The organism is Streptosporangium sp. NPDC006013 (assembly GCF_040614275.1).
Taxonomy (GTDB): domain Bacteria; phylum Actinomycetota; class Actinomycetes; order Streptosporangiales; family Streptosporangiaceae; genus Streptosporangium.
This window is the reverse complement of the sequence record NZ_JBEXUE010000010.1, coordinates 35,177-58,536: the sequence shown is the minus strand read 5'-3', so window position 1 is coordinate 58,536 and position 23,360 is coordinate 35,177. Positions and strand designations below refer to the sequence as shown.

The 23,360-nt window shown below is 69.7% G+C and carries 24 protein-coding genes; 18 read left to right on the top strand and 6 right to left on the bottom strand.

What is annotated here, in order from left to right; all coding sequences use genetic code 11:
- Nucleotides 1–81: 81 nt before the first annotated feature.
- The 5 genes from ABZ260_RS03245 to ABZ260_RS03225 all read right to left on the bottom strand — a co-directional run bounded on the left by ABZ260_RS03245 (nt 82) and on the right by ABZ260_RS03225 (nt 4,569).
- Nucleotides 82–1,086 carry a methyltransferase gene (locus ABZ260_RS03245; RefSeq protein ID WP_355612310.1) on the bottom strand — a complete coding sequence of 335 codons (1,005 nt, stop codon included), beginning with the start codon at nt 1,084–1,086 and terminating at the stop codon, nt 82–84.
- Nucleotides 1,087–1,214: 128 nt separating this feature from the next.
- Nucleotides 1,215–1,997, bottom strand: a complete 783-nt coding sequence (locus ABZ260_RS03240) for an ABC transporter ATP-binding protein (protein WP_355612307.1) — start codon at nt 1,995–1,997, stop codon at nt 1,215–1,217.
- A gap of 9 nt (nt 1,998–2,006) precedes the next feature.
- Nucleotides 2,007–2,798, bottom strand: coding sequence for an ABC transporter permease (locus tag ABZ260_RS03235; protein ID WP_355563538.1), 792 nt, complete (start codon nt 2,796–2,798; stop codon nt 2,007–2,009).
- A complete protein-coding gene (locus ABZ260_RS03230) occupies nt 2,798–3,586 on the bottom strand; it encodes an ABC transporter permease (protein ID WP_350923985.1) in 789 nt (262 codons plus the stop codon). Before ABZ260_RS03230 ends, ABZ260_RS03235 begins: the two co-directional genes overlap by 1 nt.
- Complete coding sequence (locus ABZ260_RS03225; protein WP_355612304.1) at nt 3,583–4,569, bottom strand: ABC transporter substrate-binding protein; 987 nt, start codon at nt 4,567–4,569, stop codon at nt 3,583–3,585. Before ABZ260_RS03225 ends, ABZ260_RS03230 begins: the two co-directional genes overlap by 4 nt.
- Nucleotides 4,570–5,246: 677 nt before the next feature.
- On the opposite strand from ABZ260_RS03225, the gene ABZ260_RS03220 reads away from it, so the two are divergent.
- The 17 genes from ABZ260_RS03220 (at nt 5,247) to dprA (ending at nt 21,188) form a co-directional block, all read left to right on the top strand.
- On the top strand, nt 5,247–8,249 hold the full coding sequence (locus ABZ260_RS03220; RefSeq protein ID WP_355612301.1) for a nitrate- and nitrite sensing domain-containing protein: 3,003 nt from the start codon (nt 5,247–5,249) through the stop codon (nt 8,247–8,249).
- 43 nt (nt 8,250–8,292) lie between these two features.
- The gene (locus tag ABZ260_RS03215) at nt 8,293–8,706 is read left to right on the top strand and encodes a roadblock/LC7 domain-containing protein (RefSeq protein ID WP_326646986.1); all 414 of its coding nucleotides are present in this window, start codon (nt 8,293–8,295) and stop codon (nt 8,704–8,706) included.
- Nucleotides 8,707–8,790: 84 nt separating this feature from the next.
- Nucleotides 8,791–9,189, top strand: coding sequence for a DUF742 domain-containing protein (locus ABZ260_RS03210; protein ID WP_355612319.1), 399 nt, complete (start codon nt 8,791–8,793; stop codon nt 9,187–9,189).
- Nucleotides 9,170–9,763 (top strand): ATP/GTP-binding protein, encoded by a 594-nt coding sequence (locus tag ABZ260_RS03205; protein ID WP_350923991.1) that lies wholly within the window; start codon nt 9,170–9,172, stop codon nt 9,761–9,763. Before ABZ260_RS03210 ends, ABZ260_RS03205 begins: the two co-directional genes overlap by 20 nt.
- Nucleotides 9,764–9,848: 85 nt before the next feature.
- A complete protein-coding gene (gene ffh, locus ABZ260_RS03200; RefSeq protein WP_355612298.1) occupies nt 9,849–11,408 on the top strand; it encodes a signal recognition particle protein in 1,560 nt (519 codons plus the stop codon).
- An 832-nt stretch (nt 11,409–12,240) separates the two neighbouring features.
- On the top strand, nt 12,241–12,708 hold the full coding sequence (rpsP, locus tag ABZ260_RS03195; protein ID WP_355612295.1) for a 30S ribosomal protein S16: 468 nt from the start codon (nt 12,241–12,243) through the stop codon (nt 12,706–12,708).
- Nucleotide 12,709: 1 nt separating this feature from the next.
- On the top strand, nt 12,710–12,952 hold the full coding sequence (locus tag ABZ260_RS03190) for an RNA-binding protein (RefSeq protein ID WP_030906210.1): 243 nt from the start codon (nt 12,710–12,712) through the stop codon (nt 12,950–12,952).
- Between the two features lie 93 nt (nt 12,953–13,045).
- Nucleotides 13,046–13,561 (top strand): ribosome maturation factor RimM, encoded by a 516-nt coding sequence (gene rimM, locus ABZ260_RS03185; RefSeq protein ID WP_355612292.1) that lies wholly within the window; start codon nt 13,046–13,048, stop codon nt 13,559–13,561.
- A gap of 1 nt (nt 13,562) precedes the next feature.
- Nucleotides 13,563–14,354 carry a tRNA (guanosine(37)-N1)-methyltransferase TrmD gene (gene trmD / locus ABZ260_RS03180; protein ID WP_355612289.1) on the top strand — a complete coding sequence of 264 codons (792 nt, stop codon included), beginning with the start codon at nt 13,563–13,565 and terminating at the stop codon, nt 14,352–14,354.
- Between the two features lie 227 nt (nt 14,355–14,581).
- Nucleotides 14,582–14,935, top strand: coding sequence for a 50S ribosomal protein L19 (gene rplS / locus ABZ260_RS03175; RefSeq protein ID WP_355612286.1), 354 nt, complete (start codon nt 14,582–14,584; stop codon nt 14,933–14,935).
- 155 nt (nt 14,936–15,090) lie between these two features.
- Nucleotides 15,091–15,957 (top strand): signal peptidase I, encoded by an 867-nt coding sequence (lepB, locus tag ABZ260_RS03170; RefSeq protein WP_355612283.1) that lies wholly within the window; start codon nt 15,091–15,093, stop codon nt 15,955–15,957.
- 9 nt (nt 15,958–15,966) lie between these two features.
- On the top strand, nt 15,967–16,560 hold the full coding sequence (gene lepB, locus ABZ260_RS03165) for a signal peptidase I (RefSeq protein WP_355612280.1): 594 nt from the start codon (nt 15,967–15,969) through the stop codon (nt 16,558–16,560).
- A 64-nt stretch (nt 16,561–16,624) separates the two neighbouring features.
- Nucleotides 16,625–17,353, top strand: coding sequence for a ribonuclease HII (locus ABZ260_RS03160; protein WP_355563563.1), 729 nt, complete (start codon nt 16,625–16,627; stop codon nt 17,351–17,353).
- Nucleotides 17,350–17,673 carry a DUF2469 domain-containing protein gene (locus tag ABZ260_RS03155; protein WP_030511723.1) on the top strand — a complete coding sequence of 108 codons (324 nt, stop codon included), beginning with the start codon at nt 17,350–17,352 and terminating at the stop codon, nt 17,671–17,673. Before ABZ260_RS03160 ends, ABZ260_RS03155 begins: the two co-directional genes overlap by 4 nt.
- Before the next feature lie 166 nt (nt 17,674–17,839).
- A complete protein-coding gene (locus ABZ260_RS03150; RefSeq protein WP_350924013.1) occupies nt 17,840–18,193 on the top strand; it encodes a YraN family protein in 354 nt (117 codons plus the stop codon).
- A 62-nt stretch (nt 18,194–18,255) separates the two neighbouring features.
- Nucleotides 18,256–19,863, top strand: a complete 1,608-nt coding sequence (locus ABZ260_RS03145; RefSeq protein ID WP_355612277.1) for a YifB family Mg chelatase-like AAA ATPase — start codon at nt 18,256–18,258, stop codon at nt 19,861–19,863.
- On the top strand, nt 19,860–21,188 hold the full coding sequence (dprA, locus tag ABZ260_RS03140; protein WP_355612274.1) for a DNA-processing protein DprA: 1,329 nt from the start codon (nt 19,860–19,862) through the stop codon (nt 21,186–21,188). The genes ABZ260_RS03145 and dprA overlap by 4 nt, the downstream gene beginning before the upstream one ends.
- Nucleotides 21,189–21,280: 92 nt before the next feature.
- On the opposite strand, the gene ABZ260_RS03135 is transcribed toward dprA, so the two are convergent.
- Nucleotides 21,281–21,913, bottom strand: a complete 633-nt coding sequence (locus ABZ260_RS03135) for a M23 family metallopeptidase (RefSeq protein ID WP_355612271.1) — start codon at nt 21,911–21,913, stop codon at nt 21,281–21,283.
- Between the two features lie 86 nt (nt 21,914–21,999).
- Here ABZ260_RS03135 and ABZ260_RS03130 point away from each other — a divergent pair, with 86 nt between their 5' ends.
- The gene (locus ABZ260_RS03130) at nt 22,000–23,352 is read left to right on the top strand and encodes a CoA transferase (protein ID WP_355612268.1); all 1,353 of its coding nucleotides are present in this window, start codon (nt 22,000–22,002) and stop codon (nt 23,350–23,352) included.
- Nucleotides 23,353–23,360: the final 8 nt, after the last annotated feature.

The following is a 23,360-nucleotide window of genomic DNA, read 5'->3' as shown; positions in this document are numbered from 1 at the left end:
GGTGACGTGAACCTCACGTCACCGGCCGCCGCTTTTTTCGCGAGCCCGATGTCGGCCTTTACGCCGGCCCCATATCAGCCCCTAAATAGGCAGGGCCTCAACAATTGAGGCGCCGCCGGGCAGTTCCACCTGCCGGTTGAGCCGGAAACCGGACTTGCCCAGGAGTTCGGCGTACTCGGAGGTGCTGCGCTCCATGCCCTCGCCGAAAAGGGCGAGCATTCGCATGTCGATGTCCTTACTGATGTGCGACCTGTCGTCGTCCGGCACCACGGCCTCCACCAGGAGCACTCGGCCGTCGTCGGATACGGCCTCCCTGACATTGCGCAGAATTCGCACCGAGTCCTCGTCGGACCAGTTGTGGATCACACTGCTCAGCAGGTAGGCGTCCGCCCCGGCGGGTACCGAGACGAAGAAGTCGCCGTCCACGAATTTGCACCGGTCTTCAAGGCCGGCCTCGGCGAAGAACTCCCTGGCCGCGCTGACCACCTGTTTCTGGTCGAACAGCACCCCGTCCAGATCTGAGTGGGCCTTCAGAACGGCGGCCAGGATGTGCCCCTTGCCGCCGGCCACGTCCACCAGGGTTCGCACCCCGGAGAAGTCGTAGTGGGAGGCCACGGCGTCCGCGAACGGCCGGGCCCTGACCACCATGTAGTCGTTGAACAGCGCACCGGCCCCGGGGTTGGCCTTCAGGTAGCCGTAGAGGTGCCCGTGCCGCTCGACGAAGCCCGACCTGCCGGTGCGCACGGTCTGCGGGAGCATGCCCATGCCGTACCAGAAGCCATCCTCGACGATCATCCGTACGGCGGAGCGGAGCGAGCCGGGCACGTCGGTGCGGAGGGTGACACCCGCCTCGGTCAGCTCGTAGGTGCCGGGCGCCGCGGTGGCGACCATGCCCATGGCGGCGAGCTCGCGGAGCACCCTGCCGAGCGCGGAGGCGTCGGCGCCGCAGCGCAGTGCGAGCTCGTCAACGCTCAGGGCGCCGTCTCGCAGGTGGTCGGCGCAGTCCAGTTCGGCCATCGTGGCCAGGGCGGCGAAACGGGAGACGCCACCGATCGCATCCCATACCAGTGCCTGTGGGTCGCTCATGAAAATCCTCTCTCTGCGGCGTGCGGCCCTGAGGGGGGACCACCACGCCCCGGCAGCGTGCGCGCCGGACCCGCGTGCTCGGGCGGGGAGCGGTTCGGGTTCCGGCAGGCGTTTTTGAAGATCGGGCCTCAGGAGGTCGAGGCCGACGGGCTCCGCATGCCGCGCACCAGGCGGCCGACCTCGGCGCGCAGGTGCACGAAGTCGGGGTGCTCGCGGGTGGTGATCTGGTCGCGCGGTCCCGGCAGGTCCACGCGCAGGTCACCGACGATCCCGGCAGGGGCCTTGGACAGGACCACGACGCGGTCACCGACGTAGACGCTCTCGTCGATGTCGTGGGTGATCAGCACGATGGTCATGTTGTGCAGGTTGCGGACCCGCAGGGTCAGGTCTTCCAGGTCCTCGCGGGTCTGGGCGTCCACGGAGCCGAAGGGCTCGTCCATCAGCAACAGGGCCGGGCGGTAGGCCAGGGCGCGGGCGATGGACACCCTCTGCTGCATGCCCCCGGAAAGTTGCCACGGGTACTTGGCCGCGGCGCTGTCCAGGCCGACCTCCTCCAGCGCCTCCATCGCCGCCTGCCCGCGCTGCCGTTTGTCCATTCCCCTGCGGCGCAGCGGGAGCGAGACGTTCTCGACCACCGACATCCAGGGGAACAGGGAGCGGCTGTAGTCCTGGAAGACCACGGCCAGGTTGTCGGGGGTCTGCTCGACCTGGGCGCCGTTGAGCGTGACCTGGCCGCCACTGGGCCGGAGCAGCCCCGCGATGGAGCGCAGCAGGGTGGACTTGCCGCATCCGGAGGGGCCGACGATGCACACCAGCTCACCCTGGGCGACCTTCAGGTCGATGCCACCCAGCGCGTTGTGGGCGGTCGGTCCGCTGCCGTAGGTGTGGGACAGATTCGTGATCTCAAGCACAGCAGGTCCTCAGGTCGTCTGCTTGGCGGAGCGGTGCCAGGACAGGACACGTCGCTCGGCCGCCAGGAACGCCGAGTTGAACACGTATCCCAGGACGCCGAGCACCACGATGGTTCCCCACACGCTGGAGAAGTCGTATGACCTCTGGGCGTCCAGAAGCTGGAAGCCGATCCCGTCGGTGCTGCCGACCAGCTCGGAGAGCACCATGAGGATCAGCGCCAGTGACAGGCTGACCCGGAGTCCGGCGAAGATCTTCGGCATGGCCGAGGGCAGGATGATCCGGAACAGCCGCTCACCGCCCGACAGCCCGAAGACCCTGGCGGTGTCCAGATGCTGGCGGTCGACCTGCCGTGCCCCCTCGGAGGCGTTGATCAGGACCGGCCAGACGATGCCGAACGCGATGAAGCTGATCTGCATCCGGGGGCCGATGGAGAACAACGCCATGAAGAACGCCAGCAGCATGGGCGGCGGGATGGCGCGGGCGAACTGGACCAGGGGGTCGATGAAGCGGAAGAGCAGCGGGGAGCGGCCCAGGGCGACTCCGAGGACGATCCCGACGACCCCGGCCAGCACCCACCCGGCCAGCAGCCGGCCGATGCTCGCGGGGATGTTCGTCAGCGCCGCCTCGGTCAACCAGAGCCGCTCCGCGGGGCCGGTCAGCCACATCGTGTACATGCTGGTCGCGATCTGCGACGGCGGCGGGAAGCTCAGCATCTCGATGCCGCGGGTGAGCAGCTCCCACAGCAGCAGCACGACGGGCACCGGCCACAGCCGGACCACGCCGCGCAGCAGGCCGTTCATCAGACCACCTCCGTACGGGCGGTGTGCCAGCGGAAGATCCGCCGTTCCGCGAGCACGAACAGGCTGTTGGTGACCACGCCGATGATCCCGGCCCAGATGGCGGCGGCGATGATGTACTCCACCGCGTCCGCGCTGCCGCCGCTCTCCAGGACGTAACTGCCGATGCCCTGGGCGCCGCCGCCGAGCAGTTCCGCGCTGATCGCCACGATGAGCGCGATCGCCGACGCCAGCCGGACACCGGTGGCGATGAAGGGCGCCGTGCTCGGCAGGGAGACGCGCCACAGCACGGCCGACTTCCCGAACCCGAAGCTGCGGAGGGTCTCCTTGGCGAGCGGGTCGACGTCCTTGAGGCCGTACATCGTGTTGATCAGGACGGGCCAGGTCGCCGCGTAGACGATCAGGGTGACCTTCATGTCGAACCTGTCGGAGAACACGGCGAGCGCCAGCGGGATCAGCGCGATCGACGGGATCGGGCGCAGGAACTCAAGGATCGGCCGGAGCGCGCTCTCCACCCGGGGCAGGCTGCCGAGCAGGAACCCGGCGGGCACGGCGAGCGCGACGGTGAACAGCAGTCCAAGAGCCCAGGCCCCGAGGGTCGAGGTGACGTCGGAGAGGAACTCTCCGTCGGTCACCAGCGTGGCTGCTCGACCGAGCACCGTGGAGGCCAGCGGAAACACGAGCGGGTCGATCAGCCCGGTCCGGCCCGCGACCTCCATGACGCAGAACAGCCCCGCGACGCCGAGGGCGCCGCAGAGCAGTCTGTTGTCGAGCGGGTTGCGCCGTGTCACCCGAGGTTGCCGGGAAGGATGGTCTTGGCCTGGATCGGGCTCTTCAGGTAGCCCTGCTCGACCATCAGGTCGGCGACGCGCTGCAGGCGGGTCTCGTCAAGGCTGGTGGGGAAGGAGCCGAGGGTGATGACGGCGGCGGTCGCGGCGTCGATCTTGGTGTAGGTCGGCAGGATCTGCTCGACGGCCTTGCGGTCGGTGGCGGAGATCTGCTGGGCCTTGGCGATCGCCCGCTGGAAGGCGGCGACGGTGTTGGGGTTATCGGTGGCGAAGTTCTCCATGACGACCACGCCGGCGATGGGGAAGTCCGCCGTGGAGTCGACCATCGTGTCGGCGAGCTTCTGGGCGCCGAGGTTCTTCTGCACCGCGGTCAGGGCCGGCTCCGTCATCCAGGCCGCGTCGACGGTCTTGCTGGCCAGCTGGGCGCCCATCTCGGGGAAGGGGAACTCCAGGAACTGCACGTCGTTCTCGGTGAGGCCGTGCGTCTTGAGCACCGTGGTCACCGCCAGGGTGCCGATGTTCTTGAGGCTGTTGACCGCGATCTTCTTGCCCTTGAGGTCGGCGGGCGTCTTGATCGACGAGTCCTTGGGCACCATGATGTTGAACGAGTTCGGAGCGGCCTGGTAGAGGTCCGAGATGATCTTCATCTTGTTGCCGGCCGCGACGGCGAGGAAGGCCGAGACGTAGTTCGTCTGGGTGGCGTCCAGGGATCCGCCGACGAGGGCCTGCTGGGCCTGGGCTCCGCCGACCACCGGCTCGATGTCGACGGTGAGACCCTGCTCCTTGAAGAAGCCCCGATCTTTGGCGATGTAGAGCGCGGCCGAGTCGGGGATCGGCAGTGCGCCGATCTTGATCTGGGTCTTCTCCAGGCCACCCGCGTTCGCGGCGGTGGTGTCAGTGGACTTGTCGGAACCTCCGCAGGCGCTCAGCACCAGGGCGGCTGCGACTCCTGCGATGACGGCCCGGCTCGCAAGTGTGAACCTCATGGGTCTCCTTAGCTGCATTAGCTGCATTTGACCGCCCCTGCCGGAACTCGCGGTAACTCATCGGGCGACATGGAGGGGGTCCCGGGAGGCATGTTGGTCAAGGGGGGGTTTGCCGACCGCGGATCAGAGTAGCGGAGTAGATCAGTCAAATTACAAATATCACCCCTTTCGCCCCTATCGCCCCGAAGCTACAAAGCAGGCATACGCCACCCAGTTACCACATCCGTAACAATCAACAGATAGGTCCGCATAGCGGGCATAAGCAAAGATGTCAATAAATCTGTTTCGCAACTTTGTGGAAGTTTGTGGTTACAGGGCGGAGAGTCATCGCCCGGTTACGGGTGCGGTGTGCCCGTTCGGTGGGAAATGCGAGTTATGTGCTGTTGGCCGAACTCATCCGGCTGTGCTCCAATAACCCCTACCCCATGGATGCGTCGGCGTCACTAGCACATCATTGCGTGACGCGATCCCCTCCAAGCAGACGATCCGAGGAGAGGCAGCGGAGGCCAGTGAGGACAGCGTCAATCCCCAGCGAACGCGAATCCGGGCTGGCACCTGCCCTGGGATTCGACAATCAGGGGGGGCAGCCGCAGAGCGGCCCGGGTCAGGGCTCAGACGGCTCCGGCTCCGAGAGGTCTGCGAGGAACGGCGGCAAGCTCGCGCTCAAGAACTGGCGGGTGAGGTCGCGACTGATCGCGCTCATCGTCATCCCCACGGCCGCCGCGATCGTGCTGGGCGGCCTGCGGGTCACCACCTCGATCAGCAGCGCCGCCGAGTACGAGCGCGTGCGTACCACCGCCGAACTCACCGCGGGCCTGAGCAACCTGGCCGACGAGCTGCAGCTTGAGCGGGACCTGTCGGCCCGGTACGTGGCACAGGGGCGTCTGAGCACCGGCAAGTCGAATCTGCGCAAGCAGTACGAGAGCGTCGACGGCGTCGCCCGCGAGGTGCGCGCCCGCATCGACGGCGTCATCAGTGACAGCGGCATCGTTGAGGCGTTCAGCACCCGGAGCAGGGACGAGCTCACGCAGATCCGCGCCCGCATCGACGAGCTCAAGAGCCTGCGTGACGCGGCGACGGCCACCCAGATGCCGGCCCAGCCCATGGTCGCCGCGTACTCCCGTACCATCGCGGACCTGCTCGCTCTGCACGACGAGATCATTCAGGGCGTCGCGGACCAGGAGATCACCGCCGGCGCGGCCGCGTTCGCCGCGCTGGCCAGGGCCAAGGAACAGGCGTCCAGGGAGCGGGTGAACCTCGCCATCGCCCTCGCCGTCAGGGGGTTCAGCGCCGAAGGCCTCAACGCCATGCTGGCCGCCCGGGCGCAGTTCGACAGCGAGCTCGCGACCTTCCGCTCCGAGGCCTCGGTCGCCCAGCGCCAGCTCTACGACGACACGGTCAGCAGCCAGAAGAAGGACCGCGCGGCGGCACTGCGCGCCCGCGCCATCGTGCTGGCCCTCAACGGTCAGCCGCTGAGGAACGTCGACGTCTCCAGGACCGGACTCGGTGACCAGACGACGTGGTTCGACGCCTCCAGCGACATCGTCGAGCGCATGCGCACCGTGGAGGAGCAGGTCGCCGACACCCTCATCACGCAGAGCCGGGTCCTGCAGGAGTCGGAGCAGCGCGGAGCGCTGATCGCCGCCGGGCTGAGCGTGCTGCTGCTCATCCTCGTCCTGATCATCACCGCGGTCATGGCGCGGTCGCTGGTCAGGCCGCTGCGCAGGCTCCGTACCGAGGCGCTGTCCATCGCCGGCCAGCGTCTCCCCGAGACCGTCCAGAGCATGCGCGAGAGCGGCGAGGTCTCGACCACCGACATCACCCCGATCGGTGTCGCCTCCGACGACGAGATCGGTGAGGTGGCCAGGGCCTTCGACGAGGTCCACCGCGAGGCCGTGCGGCTGGCGGGCCAGGAGGCCACGCTGCGGAGCAACGTCAACTCGATGTTCGTCAACCTCTCCCGGCGCAGCCAGACCCTGGTGGAGCGCCAGCTCTCCCTCATCGAGAACCTGGAGCAGGGCGAGCAGGACGAGGGCCGGCTCGGCAGCCTCTTCCGCCTCGACCACCTCGCCACCCGCATGCGCCGCAACTCGGAGAACCTCCTGGTCCTCGCCGGTCAGGAGCCCGCCCGCCGGTGGAGCCAGCCGGTCCCGCTCATCGACGTGGTCCGCGCCTCGCTGTCGGAGGTCGAGAACTACGAGCGGGTCGACCTGCAGCTGTCCGCGGGCGTGGCCGTGGCCGGAACCTCCGTCAACGACGTCGTCCACCTGATCGCGGAGCTCGTGGAGAACGCGATCTCCTTCTCCCCCCGGGAGACCAAGGTCATCGTCTCCAGCAACCGCATCGACGGCGGTGGCGTGATGGTCTCGGTGACCGACATCGGCATCGGTATGACCGCCGAGGAGCTCGCCCAGGCCAACTGGCGACTGGCCAACCCGCCGGTGGTGGACGTCTCGGTCTCCCGCCGGATGGGCCTGTTCGTGGTCGGCCGCCTTGCCCTGCGGCACGGCGTCCGAGTCCAGCTCAGGCAGCAGGACAGCGGCGGCCTGACCGCCATGGTCCTGCTCCCGGAGAACCTGCTCGCCGTCACCGCCCGCCCGGGAGGCGCGCCCGGTGCCATGTCGCAGGGCGGAGACTGGGCCGGATCCACGGCCTCCATGGACCGCCCGCCCGTGCTGGCCAGCCCCGCGGCTCCCCAGATGCCGTCCTTCGCCTCGTTCGAGGCCGCCCACCAGAACTCGTTCGCCTCCTTCGACCTGGGGCAGCAGTTCAACTCCTTCGAGGCCTCGCAGCCTCCCTTCGGAGGCGGCCAGTTCGGGCAGGCACCCGTCGACACCCCGTGGCCGGGACAGCTTCCGCCGCCCGGCGCCACCCCCGGCTGGCCGGACGCCTCCCAGCCCGACCCCACCGCGTGGCATCAGGGCCAGGGCAGCCCGTCCAGAGGCGACACCGGAATGTGGTCCGGGGGACCGAGCGCGCCCGCGCGCGGTGACGCCCCCGTCTGGCCCGGCGGGCAGAGCAGGGACGGCGGCTCCGACGTCTGGTCGAGCTCCTCGTTCCGCGGCGGCGACTCCGGAGGCTGGCCGTCCACCGGCAACTCCGGTCCGTTCGGGCGGCGCCCGTTCGACGCGGCGGACAACACCGGCCCGCTGCCGGTGATCCCCGACTCCTCGCCCATGGAAGAGGCGAAGGAGGAGTTCCTGCCGATCTTCGCGGCCGTCGAGTCCGACTGGTTCAGGAAGATCGATCCGGTCCAGGCCGCCGAGGAACGGGTCGAGGAGGTCGAACCGGCCCGGCCGGCCCAGGCCGTTCAGGAGACCGTCCAGCTCTCACAGCAGGCCGCCCCCACGCAGGGGACCGGCTGGTCGTCACCCGCCGACGTGGGCTGGCAGGCGGCCAAGGCCGCCAGCGAGCCCTCACTCGGCGGGATCACCGGTTCCGGGCTGCCCAAGCGGGTGCCCAAGGCGAACCTGGTGCCCGGCACGGCCGCGCCCGACCTGAGCGCGGCTCCCCAAACTCCCGCACTCCGGCCGACAGTCTCCCCGGAGGCGGTGCGCAACAGGCTGGCCAGCTTCCAGCAGGGCGTACGACAGGGCCGCGCGGCCGCCAGGGGCGCCGCGGACGGACGGCCGTATCCCGACTTCGGCCGGGACGTTGAAGGAAACAAGGAGGACCGGTGAGCGAGCTCATCATGGTCGCCAAGGAGGATGACACGTGCGCGAAATGAGCCAGGCCGCCCGGGGGGTCAATTGGCTGATCACTGACTTTGTGAACAACGTCCCAGGCGTGGCGCACACAGTCGTCGTGTCGGCGGACGGTCTGCCGTTGGCGTATTCCGACGGATTTCCCAGGGACAGGGCGGACCAGCTGGCCGCGGTCGCGGCCGGCCTGATCAGCCTGACCCAGGGCGCCTCACGGGTTTTCGAAGGCGGTGCGGTCACCCAGACCGTGGTGGAGATGCAACGAGGGCTGCTCCTCATCATGTCCATCAGTGACGGTTCCTGTCTGGCGGTGCTGGCCGCCGCCGACTGTGACATGGGACTGGTGGCCTACCAGATGACGATGCTCGTCGAGCGGGCAGGCCAGGTGCTGACCCCGGCCGTTCGCGCGGAACTGCAGTCTTCCCACTCACGGTGACGGCGATGACGCTAGGAGGCTGTCGTGGCAGGCCGCGGCTGGACCGGTGAGGGAAACCCGCACAGCGGGTTTCCCTACCATTCGATGGACGACCCCCACCGGCAACAGGGGGGTCCCTCGCATCTCATGCAGCCGGCGCCGTCGGAGCAGAGCTCCCTCGTCCGTCCGTATGCCGTGACCGGGGGGCGCACCGCCCCCCGGACCCAACTCGCCCTGGAGGCCCTGGTCTCCTCGGCGACCTCCATACATCACGATTTATCCACCCGCACCCCGGAGTATCAGGCGATCAGTGCCCTGTGCCGGCAAGTGCGTTCGGTCGCTGAGATCTCCGCGATGCTCCGCATCCCGCTCGGCGTGACCCGGATCCTGGTCGCCGACATGGCCGCCGAGGGTCTGATCCAGCTGCATCAGCCTCAGCTGGACGCGGGCAAGCCGGATCTCAACCTGCTGGAAAGGGTGCTCAGTGGACTTCGCAGGCTCTAGCCGCGGCGGCGGCCTGACATCGACGAAAATCGTCGTCGCCGGGGGATTCGGTGTCGGTAAGACCACGTTCGTGGGGGCGGTGTCGGAAATCCTGCCGCTGACCACGGAGGCGGTGATGACCGACGCCAGCGCCGGGATCGACGATCTCGGCCTCACTCCGAACAAGACCACCACCACGGTCGCGATGGACTTCGGCCGCGTCTCGCTGGACCGCGACCTGATCCTTTACCTGTTCGGCACGCCCGGCCAGCACCGGTTCTGGTTCATGTGGGACGACCTGGTCCGCGGCGCGATCGGCGCGATCGTGCTCGTCGACACCCGGCGGCTGGCCGACAGCTTCCCGGCGATCGACTACTTCGAGGAGGCCAAGCTCCCCTTCGTCGTCGCGGTCAACGGGTGGGACGGCACCTACCTGCACGGTGAGGAGGAGGTACGCGAGGCGCTGACGCTGGCGCCGCACATCCCCATCTCCAGGACCGACGCCCGCTCGCGCGACGCGGTGAAGGCCACGCTCATCACGCTTGTGGAGCACGCGCTCACCGTGCGGATGGCCGTTCCCGGCTGGGGCCGCTGACCGCGGGAGGGCGTCAGTCGCACCTCCCAGCGGATAGGCTGGGAGGTCGAGTCGCAGACCTGTAGCGCAGAGGCTGGCCAATCACGTGTTCGAGACGCTTTCCGACCGGCTGACATCGGTCTTCTCCTCCCTTCGATCCAAGGGTCGGCTCTCCGAGGCCGACATCGACGCGACCTGCCGCGAGATCCGCATCGCGCTCCTCGAGGCCGATGTCGCGCTGCCCGTGGTCAAGGCGTTCGTCGCCCAGGTCAAGGAGCGCGCCCGCGGCGCCGAGGTCTCCCAGGCGCTGAACCCGGCGCAGCAGGTCGTCAAGATCGTTAATGACGAGCTCATCGAGATCCTCGGCGGCGAGACCCGGCGGCTCCGCTATGCCAAGAACCCGCCGACCGTCGTCATGCTCGCGGGCCTGCAGGGCGCGGGCAAGACGACCCTGGCCGGCAAGCTCGCCCGCTGGCTGCGTGAGCAGAACCACACGCCGCTGCTGGTCGCCGCCGACCTCCAGCGGCCCAACGCGGTACAGCAGCTCTCGGTCGTGGCCGAGCGCGCGGGCGTCGCGGTCTACGCGCCCGAGCCGGGAAACGGCGTCGGCGACCCGGTCGCGGTGGCCCGCCAGTCGATCGACCACGCCAAGCGGCAGCAGCACGACATCGTCATCATCGACACCGCGGGCCGCCTGGGCATCGACCAGGAGCTGATGAAGCAGGCGGCGGACATCCGCGACGCGGTCTCGCCCGACGAGGTGCTGTTCGTCGTCGACGCGATGATCGGCCAGGACGCCGTCAGCACGGCCCAGGCGTTCATGGAGGGCGTCGGTTTCGACGGCGTCGTGCTGACCAAGCTCGACGGCGACGCCCGCGGTGGCGCCGCACTGTCGGTCCGCCACATCACCGGCAGGCCGATCATGTTCGCGTCCACCGGTGAGAAGCTCGAGGACTTCGACGCCTTCCACCCGGACCGGATGGCCTCCCGCATCCTCGACATGGGTGACATCCTCACCCTGATCGAGCAGGCCCAGAAGACCTTCGACGAGGCCGAGGCCGCCAAGATGGCGAGCAAGCTCACCTCGGGCGAGGGCTTCACCCTGGAGGACTTCCTCGAGCAGATGATGATGGTCCAGAAGATGGGCCCCATCAAGAACCTGCTCGGCATGATGCCCGGCATGGGGCAGATGCGTGATCAGCTCAACCAGGTGGACGACCGCGACCTCGACCGCATCGCCGCCATCATCCGCTCCATGACCCCCGCCGAGCGTCACAATCCGAAGATGATCGACGGTTCACGCCGTGCCCGTATCGCGAGGGGCTCCGGTGTGACGGTGACCGAGGTGAGCGGCCTGGTCACCCGCTTCTTCGACGCCCAGAAGATGATGAAGCGGATGGCCGGCGGCATGGGCATCCCCGGCATGCCCGGCGGTCGCAAGGGGGCCAAGGCCGCGCAGAAGAAGGCGGCCAAGGGACGCAGGGTCAGCGGCGACCCGCGCAAGGCGGCGCTCGGCAAGGCCGCCCCCGACAAGTCCGGCGAGCCCGCGGCCCCGACGGGGAACGGACTCCTCGGCAAGCTCGGTTCCCGGCAGCAGCTGCCTCCTGGCCTGGAGCTGCCGCCGGGCTTCGACCCCTCGAAGTTCAAGCTCCCCGGTCAGAAATGAGCGACGGCCCCTTCCACGCGCGTGCCAGATGGATCTGGGTGATCATCGTCGCGGGGTTCATCCTGGTGGCCGTGCTCGAACTGCTCGGGGTACGTCCGAAGTAGCGCTCCCACCACGGCATCCCGGCCGGCGGATCGTACGGCGGATCGTACGGCGGGTACACAGACCGCACGGGTGCTCCCGGGGGTGCGGGAATCTCCGGCGGCTGGGCGGCTCCCGGCAGGATCGGCGCCTCGGGCAGGACGGGGGCTCCGAGCCGCGAGGCGGTCCCCGGCGGTTCGAGGGTCTCCGGCGGGGCGGGTGCTCCCGGCCGCGCCGGAGCCCCGGGCAGGAGCGGGGTCTGAGGAGGCACGGACGTTCCTCGTGGGACGTGAGACGGCCAGGGGGCCCAGGGGACCCAGGGGATACTGTCGTGGCCGGTTCCCGGGGTTACGGCAGGGGACGGGGCGGACGCCGGAGGCGCGTCGGCCTGACCGGCAGGGGTCGCCCTGATGGTCAGCACCGCTCCCAGCACGGTGATGGATCCGGTCGCGGTCAGCAGCAGAGATCTGAGGGTGGTTGCCACGGCGGCCATTTAGCGCAGCAGGCCGGACCCGCCGGGGGCCCGGACACACGTGGATTACCGAGATTTGCCCTCCGGCCGCCGCGGGGGATGGCCGTGGATTGGCCGGGCACCCCCGCGCGTCTGGCACAATGACATGTTGGAACATCGTGACACGTGGTTGCCCTCTCACTCCCGCGTGCCATGCCTGTCCCTCGATCGGTCCTCTCCTCGTGCCCCACTCGATGAGACACCGTTCACCCACGCTCTAATGCAGGAGAGACCACACCAGTGGCAGTCAAGATCAAGCTCAAGCGGCTCGGCATGATCCGCAACCCGCAGTACCGCATCGTCATCGCCGACAGCCGCACCAAGCGTGACGGCCGGGCGATCGAGGAGATCGGCCTCTACCACCCGAAGGAGAACCCCTCGCGCATCGAGGTCAACTCCGAGCGGGCGGCCTACTGGCTGGGTGTCGGCGCGCAGCCGACCGAGCCCGTCCTCAAGCTCCTCAAGCTCACCGGCGACTGGCAGAAGTTCAAGGGCGAGTCGGCTCCGGCTCCGCTCCTGGTCGCCGAGCCCAAGGCCGACCGCCACGCCGTCTACGAGGCCGCGGCCAAGGAGGCGCTGTCTCTGGAAGCCGCCACCACGCCGAAGAAGTCGACCCGCAAGGCGGCTCCCAAGGCTGAAGAGGCCCCCGCCGAGGCCCCGGCTGAGCCCACCGCGGCCGCCGAGGAGAAGCCGGAAGGCGAGGCCTGAGGTGCTTGAGGAGGCCCTCGAGCACCTGGTGAAGGGCATCGTCGAATATCCCGACGACGTCCAGGTTCACGCTCGCCGCATCCGCAGCGGGCGTGTGCTTGAGGTCCGGGTGCATCCCGAGGACCTCGGTAAGGTTATCGGCCGCGGTGGCCGTACGGCCAAGGCGCTTCGCACGGTCGTGAACGCCCTCGGCGACGGCAAGTACGTCCGGGTCGATCTGCTCGACCTGAACGAGGCCCGCTAGCCGCCGGACGCGTCCAATCGAGCGAACGGGCCACCCGCCCAGCGCGGGTGGCCCGTCTGCTTTCCACCGGCACCACTATGTGAGGAGGCGGGCGTGCAGCTCGTCGTAGGGCGGATCGGTCGCCCGCACGGACTCCGCGGAGACGTGTCCGTGGAGGTGCGCACCGACGAGCCTGACAGGCGCTTCGCCCCGGGCACCGCCCTGGCCACCGACCCCGCCTCGGCCGGCCCACTGGTCGTCGAGTCCCGCCGCTGGCATTCGGGCATCCTGCTGGTCAGGTTCGAGGGTGTGAGCGACCGCGACCACGCCGAGGAGCTCCGCGGCACCATGCTCGTCATCGACTCGGCGGACATCCCGCCGTCCGACGATCCCGACGAGTTCTACGATCACCAGCTCATCGGCCTCGCCGTGGTCAAGCCCGACGGCGAGCGGGTGGGCGAGGTGTCCGACGTGCTCCACCACGGCCAGGACCTGCTCGTCGTACGGCGTGGGAAGGCGGAGGTCTACGTGCCGTTCGTCAAGGCACTGGTCCCGGTGATCGACCTTGAGAAGGGCATCCTCGTCGTGGACGCCCCGGTGGGACTGCTCGATCCGGACGAGATCGTCTGACATGCGCGTCGACGTCATCTCGATCTTCCCCGAGTACTTCGCCCCCCTCGACGTCTCCCTCATCGGCAAGGCCCGCGAGCGCGGCATCCTCGACGTCCGTCTCCACCAGCTCCGCGACCACGCCCACGACGTGCACCGCACGGTGGACGACACACCCTACGGGGGCGGCCCCGGCATGGTCATGAAGCCCGAGCCCTGGGGAGAGGCCCTCGACGAGGTCCTCGCCGCGGACCCCGTGGCCCTGCCGCGGATGATCGTGCCGACTCCCAGCGGTGTGCCCTTCACCCAGAAGCTGGCGATGGAGTACGCCGCCGAGCCCTGGCTGCTGTTCACCCCTGCCCGCTACGAGGGCATCGACTCCAGGGTGATGGCCGAGTACGGCGCGCGCATGCGCGTGGACGAGGTCAGCATCGGGGACTACGTGCTCGCCGGAGGCGAGGTGGCCGTGCTGGTGATGATCGAGGCCATCGGGCGGCTGTTGCCGGGCGTGCTCGGCAACGTCCACTCGGCCGTGGACGACTCCTTCGCGCCCGGCGCGATGGAGAACCTTCTCGAAGGTCCCGTCTACACCAAGCCGCCCGAGTGGCGGGGGCACGAGGTGCCGGAGATCCTGCTCTCCGGGCATCACGGAAAGATCGCCCGGTGGCGGCGGGACCAGGCACTGCGCCGTACCGCGAGGAACCGGCCCGAACTGCTGGCGGAGCTCGCCCCGCAGAGTCTGGACAAGCACGACAGGCGGCTGCTGTCCGAGCTCGACCTGCCCGGGACCGGCCCCGTCGGCCCGGCTCCCTGACCTGTCCCGTCACCGTGACCGGCCGCATCGACCGGCTGATTTCCGGTCGGTCGGGAAAATATGGCAAACTGAAGCGTTGCCGCCGACTGCCTTCCCGGCCCCCGGGCCGGTCTCATTGCGGCCGGCTCCGAGACACAATCCATTTCAGCACGCGTGTCCATCACGACGCCGCTCCGTCGCGGCCGGATGGACCTCCGGGTGCGCTTCACAATGAGGTACCAACTGCCATGCACACGCTGATCAGCGAGCTCGAGAAGTCCGCGCTCCGCACCGACATCCCGAGCTTCCGGCCCGGTGACACGCTTGAGGTCCACGTCCGGGTCATCGAGGGCAGCAGGTCCCGTGTCCAGGTCTTCAAGGGCTTCGTCCTTCGCCGCCAGGGCGGTGGCGCCCGCGAGACCTTCACGGTTCGCAAGGTCAGCTACAGCGTCGGCGTCGAGCGTACCTTCCCGGTGCACAGCCCGGTCATCGAGAAGATCGTCCTCGTGACCCGTGGCGACGTCCGCCGGGCCAAGCTCTACTACATGCGTGACCTGCGCGGCAAGGCCGCCCGTATCCGCGAGAAGCGCGAGGCCCGCTAGGCGCGCGGTAGTCGCCGCCCTGGCCCGCGTCCTCTTTTCCGGGGAGCGGGCCAGTCGCATGTAAGGAGGTTTGACCTCCTATGGCAATACGCATGGCTATGCGGTACCCCGTCACTCGACCACTTGGTGCCGCCCATCATCTAGGCTCGTCAGCGATGACTAGCGAAGACCGGGAGTACGGCGCAGTCTCGCGTCGACCTGTCGAGGACGAGGTGGACGTGGTCGCCGAAGACACCCAGAAGAACGCCAAGAGCGACAAGGGCAAGAAGAAGGGCTCCTTCTGGAAGGAGCTGCCCGTTCTGATCGTCGTGGCGGTGGTGCTCGCTCTCATAATCAAGACCTTCGTGATCCAGGCGTTCTACATTCCTTCGGAGTCGATGGAGAACACCCTCCTCACGAACGACCGGGTCCTGGTCAACAAGCTCGTCTACCGCGTCCGGGACATCGAACGCGGCGACGTGGTGGTGTTCTCCGGGGTCGACTCCTGGGATCCCGAGATCGACCTTGAGGAGCCGTCCAACCCGGTCGCGGGGTTCTTCCGCTGGGTCGGAACCGCCTTCGGCGTGGTCCCCGGCGAGAAGGACTACATCAAGCGGGTCATCGGCGTCGGCGGCGACACGGTGAAGTGCTGCGACGCCCAGGGCCGGGTGACGGTCAACGGGGTCCCCCTCGACGAGGACTACCTCTACCCGGGTGACGTGCCGTCCCAGAGGTTCTTCGAGGCCAAGGTCCCCGAGGGCCGCCTGTGGGTGATGGGCGACCACCGGTTGGTCTCCCTCGACTCCCGCTCCCACCTGGGCGATCCCGGCGGCGGGACGATCTCGGTGGACAAGGTGATCGGCCGGGCCTTCGTGATCGTGTGGCCGTTCTCCAGGGCCACGACCATTCCCATTCCCGACACCTTCGGTCAGCCGGCTCTCAAAGCCGCCGCGGCCGTGGGAGGCGCGGCCCCGTTCCTCGCGGGCTTCGCAGGCGCCGTGCCGCTGGTGCTGTGGCGTCGTCGCCGGCTTTCAAGGCGGTAGCCGGACCTCATGACCGTGGAACCCGAGGCTGACAAGAACAAGAAGTCCGGTAAGGGCGGCAACCTGCGCGAGTCGCTGTTCCTGCTGGTGTGCGGGGTGGTGGTGGCGCTGCTGTTGCAGGCCTTCGTCTTCCAGTCGTTCTGGATCCCGTCGGAGTCGATGGAGAACACCCTTCAGGTGGGTGACCGGGTGGTCGTCAACAAACTGCACGGCGACGCCGAGCGTGGCGACATCGTGGTTTTCAAGGGCTGGAACGACGAGGACACCATCAAGCGGGTCATCGCGGTCGGTGGTGACACGGTGAAGTGCTGCGACGCCAAGAAGCGGATCACGGTCAACGGAGTGCCGCTCGAAGAGGGCTCCTACCTGTACCCCGGCGACTTCCCCTCGGGGGACGCGTTCGAGAAGGTGGTCCCCGCCGGGAGACTGTGGGTCATGGGCGACCACCGCACCGCCTCCGCCGACTCGCGCGCCCACGAGGAGCGGAAGGAGGAGGGCACGATCTCCGAGAACGACGTCGTCGGCCGTGCGGTGGCGATCTACTGGCCGTTCTCCAGGGCCACGATCCTTTCGAGGCCGGAGAGCTTTCTCAAGGTGAGATAGCGGTACCGAATGCACCGGAGGGGGCGTACTCTCTGGTCATGGTCGCTGTGTCACCCGAGGTGTCATGACGGTTGCGTTTCGCCCCAGGCCCAGCGTGGTCCGGCGCGATTTAGGGCTGTACGGCTACGAGCGGGCCCTTGACCGCCGCGGGCTCGGTCCCGTGGCGGGGGTCGACGAGGCGGGCCGTGGCGCCTGTGCCGGGCCTCTGGTGGTCGCCGCCGTGGTGCTGGGCGGCCGGATCGACGGCCTGGGTGATTCCAAGCAGCTGACGGCCTCCCGCCGTGAGTCGCTGTACGAGCGGATCACGGCGACCGCGGAGGCGGTGAGCGTGATGGTGATCCCGCCGGGTGAGATCGACGCCCGCGGCCTGCACAGATCCAACATCGACGGAATGCGCAGGGCCGTGGCACGACTTCCCCGTCAGCCCGGCTACGTTCTCACCGACGGGTTCCCCGTTCCCGGGTTGCCCATGCCGTCATTGGGGGTGTGGAAGGGAGATCAGGTCGCGGCCTGCATCGCGGCGGCCTCGATCGTGGCCAAGGTGACGCGGGACGAGATGATGGTCGCGTTGCACGAACGTCATCCCCGGTACGGATTCGCCGTGCACAAGGGGTATGGCACCGTCGATCATCGCAGGGCTCTCAGCACCTACGGTCCGTGTCCGGACCACCGCTTTTCGTTCTCGACGGTGGCACGGTCAGGAGCGGGCGAGGTGATGGGTGAGAATGAACTGGGGGCCGGTGCGTCTGATCGGGCGGGCCGGGGTGTGCGTTTAACAGGAGGACCGGTATGAGCGCAGAGGATCTCGAGAAGTACGAAACCGAGATGGAGCTGCAGCTTTACCGTGAGTACCGCGACGTTGTCGGCCTGTTCACATACGTCGTGGAGACTGAGCGGCGCTTCTATCTCACCAACTCCGTCGATCTCGACGTGCGGACCGCCGAGAACGGCGACGTGTTCTTCGACGTGAAGATGCAGGACGCCTGGGTCTGGGACATGTACCGGCCCGCGAGGTTCGTCAAGAACGTCCGCGTGGTGACCTTCAAGGACGTGAACGTCGAGGAGCTCGCCAAACCCGATCTGGAGATGCCGAAGGAGGGCTTCTCCTCCTGAGGGGCTTTGCGGCTTTTTGACCATTGCTGAGCTGCGAGAACGCTGTCCGCGGGCCGGGGCGTCGTCCACAGGCGCGCCTGGTGTCCGGCCGGTTGTCCACAGAGTCCCGTTCGGCTCGTCGGGGGCGCGGTGAGCTGAGCGAAGGTCGGGAACCGGAGGTGGTTCCATGGCCGCGAAGGATGAGCTCGGCAGGTACGGCGAACAGGTCGCCGTCGACTATCTGCTCGCGCATGACCTGCAGATCCTGGATCGCAACTGGCGATGCCCGGACGGGGAGATCGACGTCGTCGCCCGAGAGGGGCGCACGCTCGTCGCGGTGGAGGTGAAGACCCGCTCCGGCCGCCGTCACGGCACCGCCTTCGAGGCGGTCACCGATGCGAAGATCGCGCGCCTGCGCATGCTCGTGGCCAGATGGGTCGCCGAGCACCAGGAGGGGTTCGACGCGATCCGCGTCGACGTCGTCGCCCTTGAGCGGTTCGCCGGGGATTTCGCCATCCGCCACGAGCGGGGGGTGTGCTGATGTCTCCTGGCCTGTCCTGGATCATTCGCTCCCCACATTCCGCTCCGTGGGAGGTGAGGTGAGTGGCCGTCGCACGCACGCGCTGCGTCGCCCTGGTCGGGGTGACCGGCCGTCTCGTCGAGATCGAGGCCGACATCGGCAGCGGTGTCGCGGGTCTGCACCTGATCGGAATGCTGGACACCGCGCTGAGCGAAGCCCGCGACCGGGTCCGCTCCGCGCTGGTCAACAGCCGGTACGCGTGGCCCGACGCCCGGATCACCGTCAGCCTGTTTCCCGCCAGCCTGCCCAAGCGGGGCAGCATCTTCGACCTGGCGATCGCGATGGCCCTGCTCGCGGCGGCCGGATTCGTGCCTGCGGCCAGGGTCGCCGAGCCGTTCTTCCTGGGTGAGCTGGGTCTCGACGGTTCGGTGAGGCCGGTGAGGGGCGTTCTCCCCGCGGTGCTGGCGGCCGTCGCCGCGGGTGCCCGCACCGTCGTCGTCCCCGCGCGCAACGCCGCCGAGGCGGGCCTCGTGCCGGGCGTGACCGTGATCCCCGCGACCACCCTGGGCGCGCTGGTGAGCGGGCTGCGAAGCGGCGAGCCGCCGGGAGGCGTCCTGGACGGCGCCGGAGATCCCGGTCACCGGGCCGCGCGCCCGCTTCCGTCGGGATGTCCCGGCGAGGCCGTCCCCGGGCACGACCTGGGAGACAGTGCCGCCGGCGGCGCCGAGGACGGTCCCGACCTGGGAGACGTCGCCGGGCAGCCCGTCGCCCGCCGCGCGCTGGAGGTCTGCGCCGCCGGTGGCCACAACCTCTGGATGCTCGGTCCTCCCGGCACCGGCAAGACCATGCTCGCCGAGCGGCTGCCGACCCTGCTTCCGGCCCTGGAGTGGGATCAGGCCCTGGAGGTGACCGCCATACACTCGGTCGCCGGAGTGCTGCCCAGGGACCGCCCGCTGCTGGTCCGCCCGCCGTTCGTGGCGCCACACCACACCGCGACCGTCGCGTCCGTCATCGGTGGGGGCAGCGGGATGATCCGCCCTGGTGCGGTCTCGCTGGCCCACCGGGGAGTGCTCTTTCTCGATGAGGCCCCCGAGTTCTCGACGACCGTTCTCGACGCGCTCAGGCAGCCGCTCGAATCGGGCCGGGTGACGGTCTCCAGGGCGCTGGGGGCGGTGACCTTTCCCGCCAGGTTCGCGCTGGTGCTGGCGGCCAACAGGTGCCCGTGCGCGCGGCCCTCCACCCCCAAGGATCCGTGCGCGTGCGCTCCCGCCGCCCGCCGTCGCTATCTCGCCAGGCTCTCCGGCCCGCTGCTCGACCGGGTGGACGTCAAGGTCAGCCTCTTCAGGTCGACCCGGCGTGAACTCCTCGCCGACCGCCGCTTCATCGAGCCCAGCAGGGTGGTGGCGGAGCGGGTGCTGCTCGCCCGTGAGCGCGCCGCCAAGCGGTTCGCGAACACGCCGTGGCGCTGCAACGCGGAGATGCCCGCCCGCGCCCTCCATGCCGAATACCGGCCGCCGCCCGCGGCGATGTCACCGCTGCTCCGGCATCTCGACAGCGGCCTGCTGAGCGCCCGGGGTCTTGATCGGATCATCAAACTGGCCTGGACCCTGGCCGATCTCGCCGGCAAGGACCGGCCGGAGCCGCACGAGACCAACTCCGCCCTCGGGCTGTGGCTGGGGGAGGAACGTTGAACGACAGGCTCGCGCGGCTCACCCTGATGCGCCTGGCCGAACCGGGTGACACCGCGATGGGCGCGCTCGTCGCCCTACGCGGTCCACAGGCCGCCGTCGCCCTGGTCCGGGAGGGCGCCGCGGACGCGGATTTCACCCGATGGTTCGCCGACATCCACGGTCGCCCGGCTGGAGGCCCCGGTCCCTGCGACGGGGGCTCCGGTCCGTACGGCGGGAATCTGTACGACAGGGGCCCGGACCGGCGTGGGGGAGGGGCCGGTGCGTCCGATGGTGTCTCAGCCGGTGCCTCAGGGGCGGACGGTGGCAGGAGGGCCGGGTGGGACGGACGGCTCGCGGGCAGGTTCGACCGGATGGTCGCGTCCTGGGCAGCCCGGCTGAAGACGGCCGACCCCGAGCGTGATCTGGCCGAGGGCGAGCGGATAGGCGCCAGGCTGGTGATTCCCGGCGACGCCGAGTGGCCGAGCCAGCTGGATGACCTGGGAGACTCCCGGCCCCATGCGCTCTGGCTGCACGGTGACGCCGACCTGCGATTCTCCTGCCTCAGGTCCGTCGCGGTCGTCGGTTCCCGGGCCGCCACGCCATACGGCACGCACGTGGCGGCGGAGCTCGGGGCGGGACTGAGCGAGCGGGGATGGGGGGTCGTCTCCGGCGGCGCCTACGGCATCGACGGTGCCGCCCACCGCGGCGCGCTCGCCGGTGAGGCACCGACGGTCGTCGTGCTCGCCTGTGGCGCCGACGTCGCCTATCCCAGCGCGCACCAGCAACTGTTCGCGGCCGTTCGGGCGCAGGGGGTGCTGGTCAGCGAATGCCCCATGGGCGCGCACCCGACCCGGCCGAGGTTTCTGGTCAGGAACCGTCTCATCGCGGCCCTGTCACGGAGCACCGTGGTCGTCGAGGCCGCCGTGCGCAGCGGGGCGCTCAACACCGCCGGGCACGCGGTCGCGCTCAACCGGCAGCTGGCCGCGGTGCCGGGCCCGGTGACCTCGGATGCTTCGGCGGGGTGCCATCGGCTGATCCGCCAGGGCAAAGCCATCTGCGTCACCGGTGCCGAGGAGGTGATCGAGCTCGCCGGAACGATGGGCACCGACCTGGCCCCAGAGGCGCGCGGGCCGGTGCTCCCCCGTGACCGGCTCGACCCGGAGAGCAGGAAGGTCGTCGAGGCCATGCCCACCCGGATCGGCATGGGGCCGGCGACGATAGCCGTCGCCGCGGGCGTCGACCTGGAGACCGTGCTCTCCTGCCTCGGCGGCCTGGCCGCCGCGGGCTACGTCGAGCGTGTCTCTCAGGGCTGGCGTCTCCGGGCCGATCGTCCTTTCGGTGGTTAGCCTTTTCCCCGGGCAGGGAGGCGGGAGGCCTGCCCGGGGAAAAGGCCGCCTCGGCATCCGTCAGGGACGAGCACCGGCGTGCCCATCGGCGATCACCGCTGCGCGGGACGGCCGGCGAGATCCCGGCCGGGCCACAGGGGGAGCAGGCGGACCTGGCCGTGACCGAGGAGGAGCAGGGGGTCGAGATAGGCGCGGTCGCGGAGCAGCCCCCAGTGCAGGCAGGCGGTGGGGCAGTGCCCGGGGACGTCCTGGAGGACGCCGATCACCTCGCCGGTGGCCACCGCCCGCCCGCGTCCCACCGAGGGCTGGACGGGCAGGTAGGTCGTCCGCAGGCCGCCGGAGTGGAGCACGGTCACCACTCCACGGTCCGCGAGCGGGCCCGCGTAGCCGACCGTTCCGGCTCCCGCGGCACGCACCTCGGCTCCGGGTGACGCGGCGAGGTCGGTGCCCCTGTGGCCGGCCAGCCACGGCTGCGCCGGTGGCGCGAACCCCCTGAGCACTCGTGGTCGCCCGGCGAGCGGCCATCCCCAGAGTGGAGAGGGGGCGGGCGCCTCGCCCGGACGCGTCGCCCCCGCCATGCCGAGTGCGGCCCCGCGGCCGGTCTCTCCGCCGGTTTCTCCGCCGGGGGATGCGAGAGGGGTCGCGTGCTGGGCGCCGGCTACCGGAGTGGCCAGGATCAGCGAGCAGAGCACGGCTCGCAGTCCGATGGTGGAGAAGGGTCTCATGCCTGCGAGCATGCGGACCAGCGGTGCGGCGGATATGGGCCGAACTGGATTCTGTGGATAGGCGGCCGAGGGTGTGGAGGGATCGCGTGGTCGAAGAACGTATTCGCGAGCTGGCGGCCGAGGCGGGGGTCGAGCTGCCGCCGGTACGGGTGACCGGGGATGATCCGGTGCTGCCTTCCGTCTTCCGGGTGGGCGCCGCCGCCGCCGTCGCCGTCGGAGCCGCCACCGCGGCGGCCGCGGCGCTCGGGGGAGGCGGGAGTGAGGCGGCGGTGGACGTACGGGAGGCGGCAGCGGCCTTCAGAGACGAGCGCCACTTCAGGATCGACGGAGTCGCCGGGGAGCTGTGGGCCCCCCTCTCGGGTGACTACCGCGCCGCCGATGGCTGGGTCCGGTTGCACTGCAACTTCGACCACCACCGGGACGCGGCTCTCGCGGCGCTGGGACTTCCCCCGGCCGCGGGCCGGGGCGCCGTCGTGCGCGCCTGCGCCGGCCGGGCCGCCGTCGAGGTCGAGGAGTCGGTGACGGCCGCGGGAGGATGCGCCGCGGCCATGCGCAGCCGTGCCGAATGGCGCGAGCACCCCCAGGCCCGCCAGGTCGCCAGGTCGCCGCTCGTCGGCCTGACCCGGTTCGGAGACTCCGGCGGTGGGCGGACCCGTGCCCCGAGGAGGGGAGGAGGGCGGCCGCTGGACGGGGTTCGGGTGCTCGACCTGACCAGGGTGATCGCGGGGCCGGTGGCGACACGCACGCTGGCGGCCCACGGCGCCCAGGTGCTCAGGGTGGGCGCCGGGCACCTTCCCGAGGTGCCGGGGCTGGTGATCGGCACCGCGTTCGGCAAGCGGTCCTGTCACCTCGACCTGAGGACGACGGCCGGGAGCGCCGCGCTGCGCGACCTGGTGGCCGGGGCGGACGTGCTCGTGCAGTCCTACCGGCCGGGGGCTCTCCAATCACTGGGGTTCGGCCCCGGGGAACTGGCGGCGATCAGGCCGGGGATCGTCTGCGTGGACGTCTCGGCGTACGGGGGACGTGGGCCGTGGGCGCTCCGGCGCGGGTTCGACAGCCTGGTGCAGATGGCGTGCGGCATCGCGCACGAGGGTGGTGACGGATCGCGGCCGCATCCGCTTCCCGCCCAGGTCCTCGACCACGCCACCGGCTACCTGGCCGCTTTCGGGGCGATGGCCGCCCTGCTCCGCCGGTCCGCCGAGGGAGGCTCCTGGAGGGTTGAGCTCTCCCTGGCGGGGACCGCGCGATGGCTGGACGGCCTCGGCCGGATCGACGGCGCGGCCACCCCGGAGCCGGACGTCACCGATCTGATCGAGGAGATGGACAGCGCCTTCGGCCGCCTGACCTATCTCCGGCCCCCCGGCACCGTCGGTGGCGTCTCGCCGTACTGGTCGAGCCCGCCTCCGGAGAACGGCGAGCACCCGCCCGCCTGGTGGTGAGGTGGCCG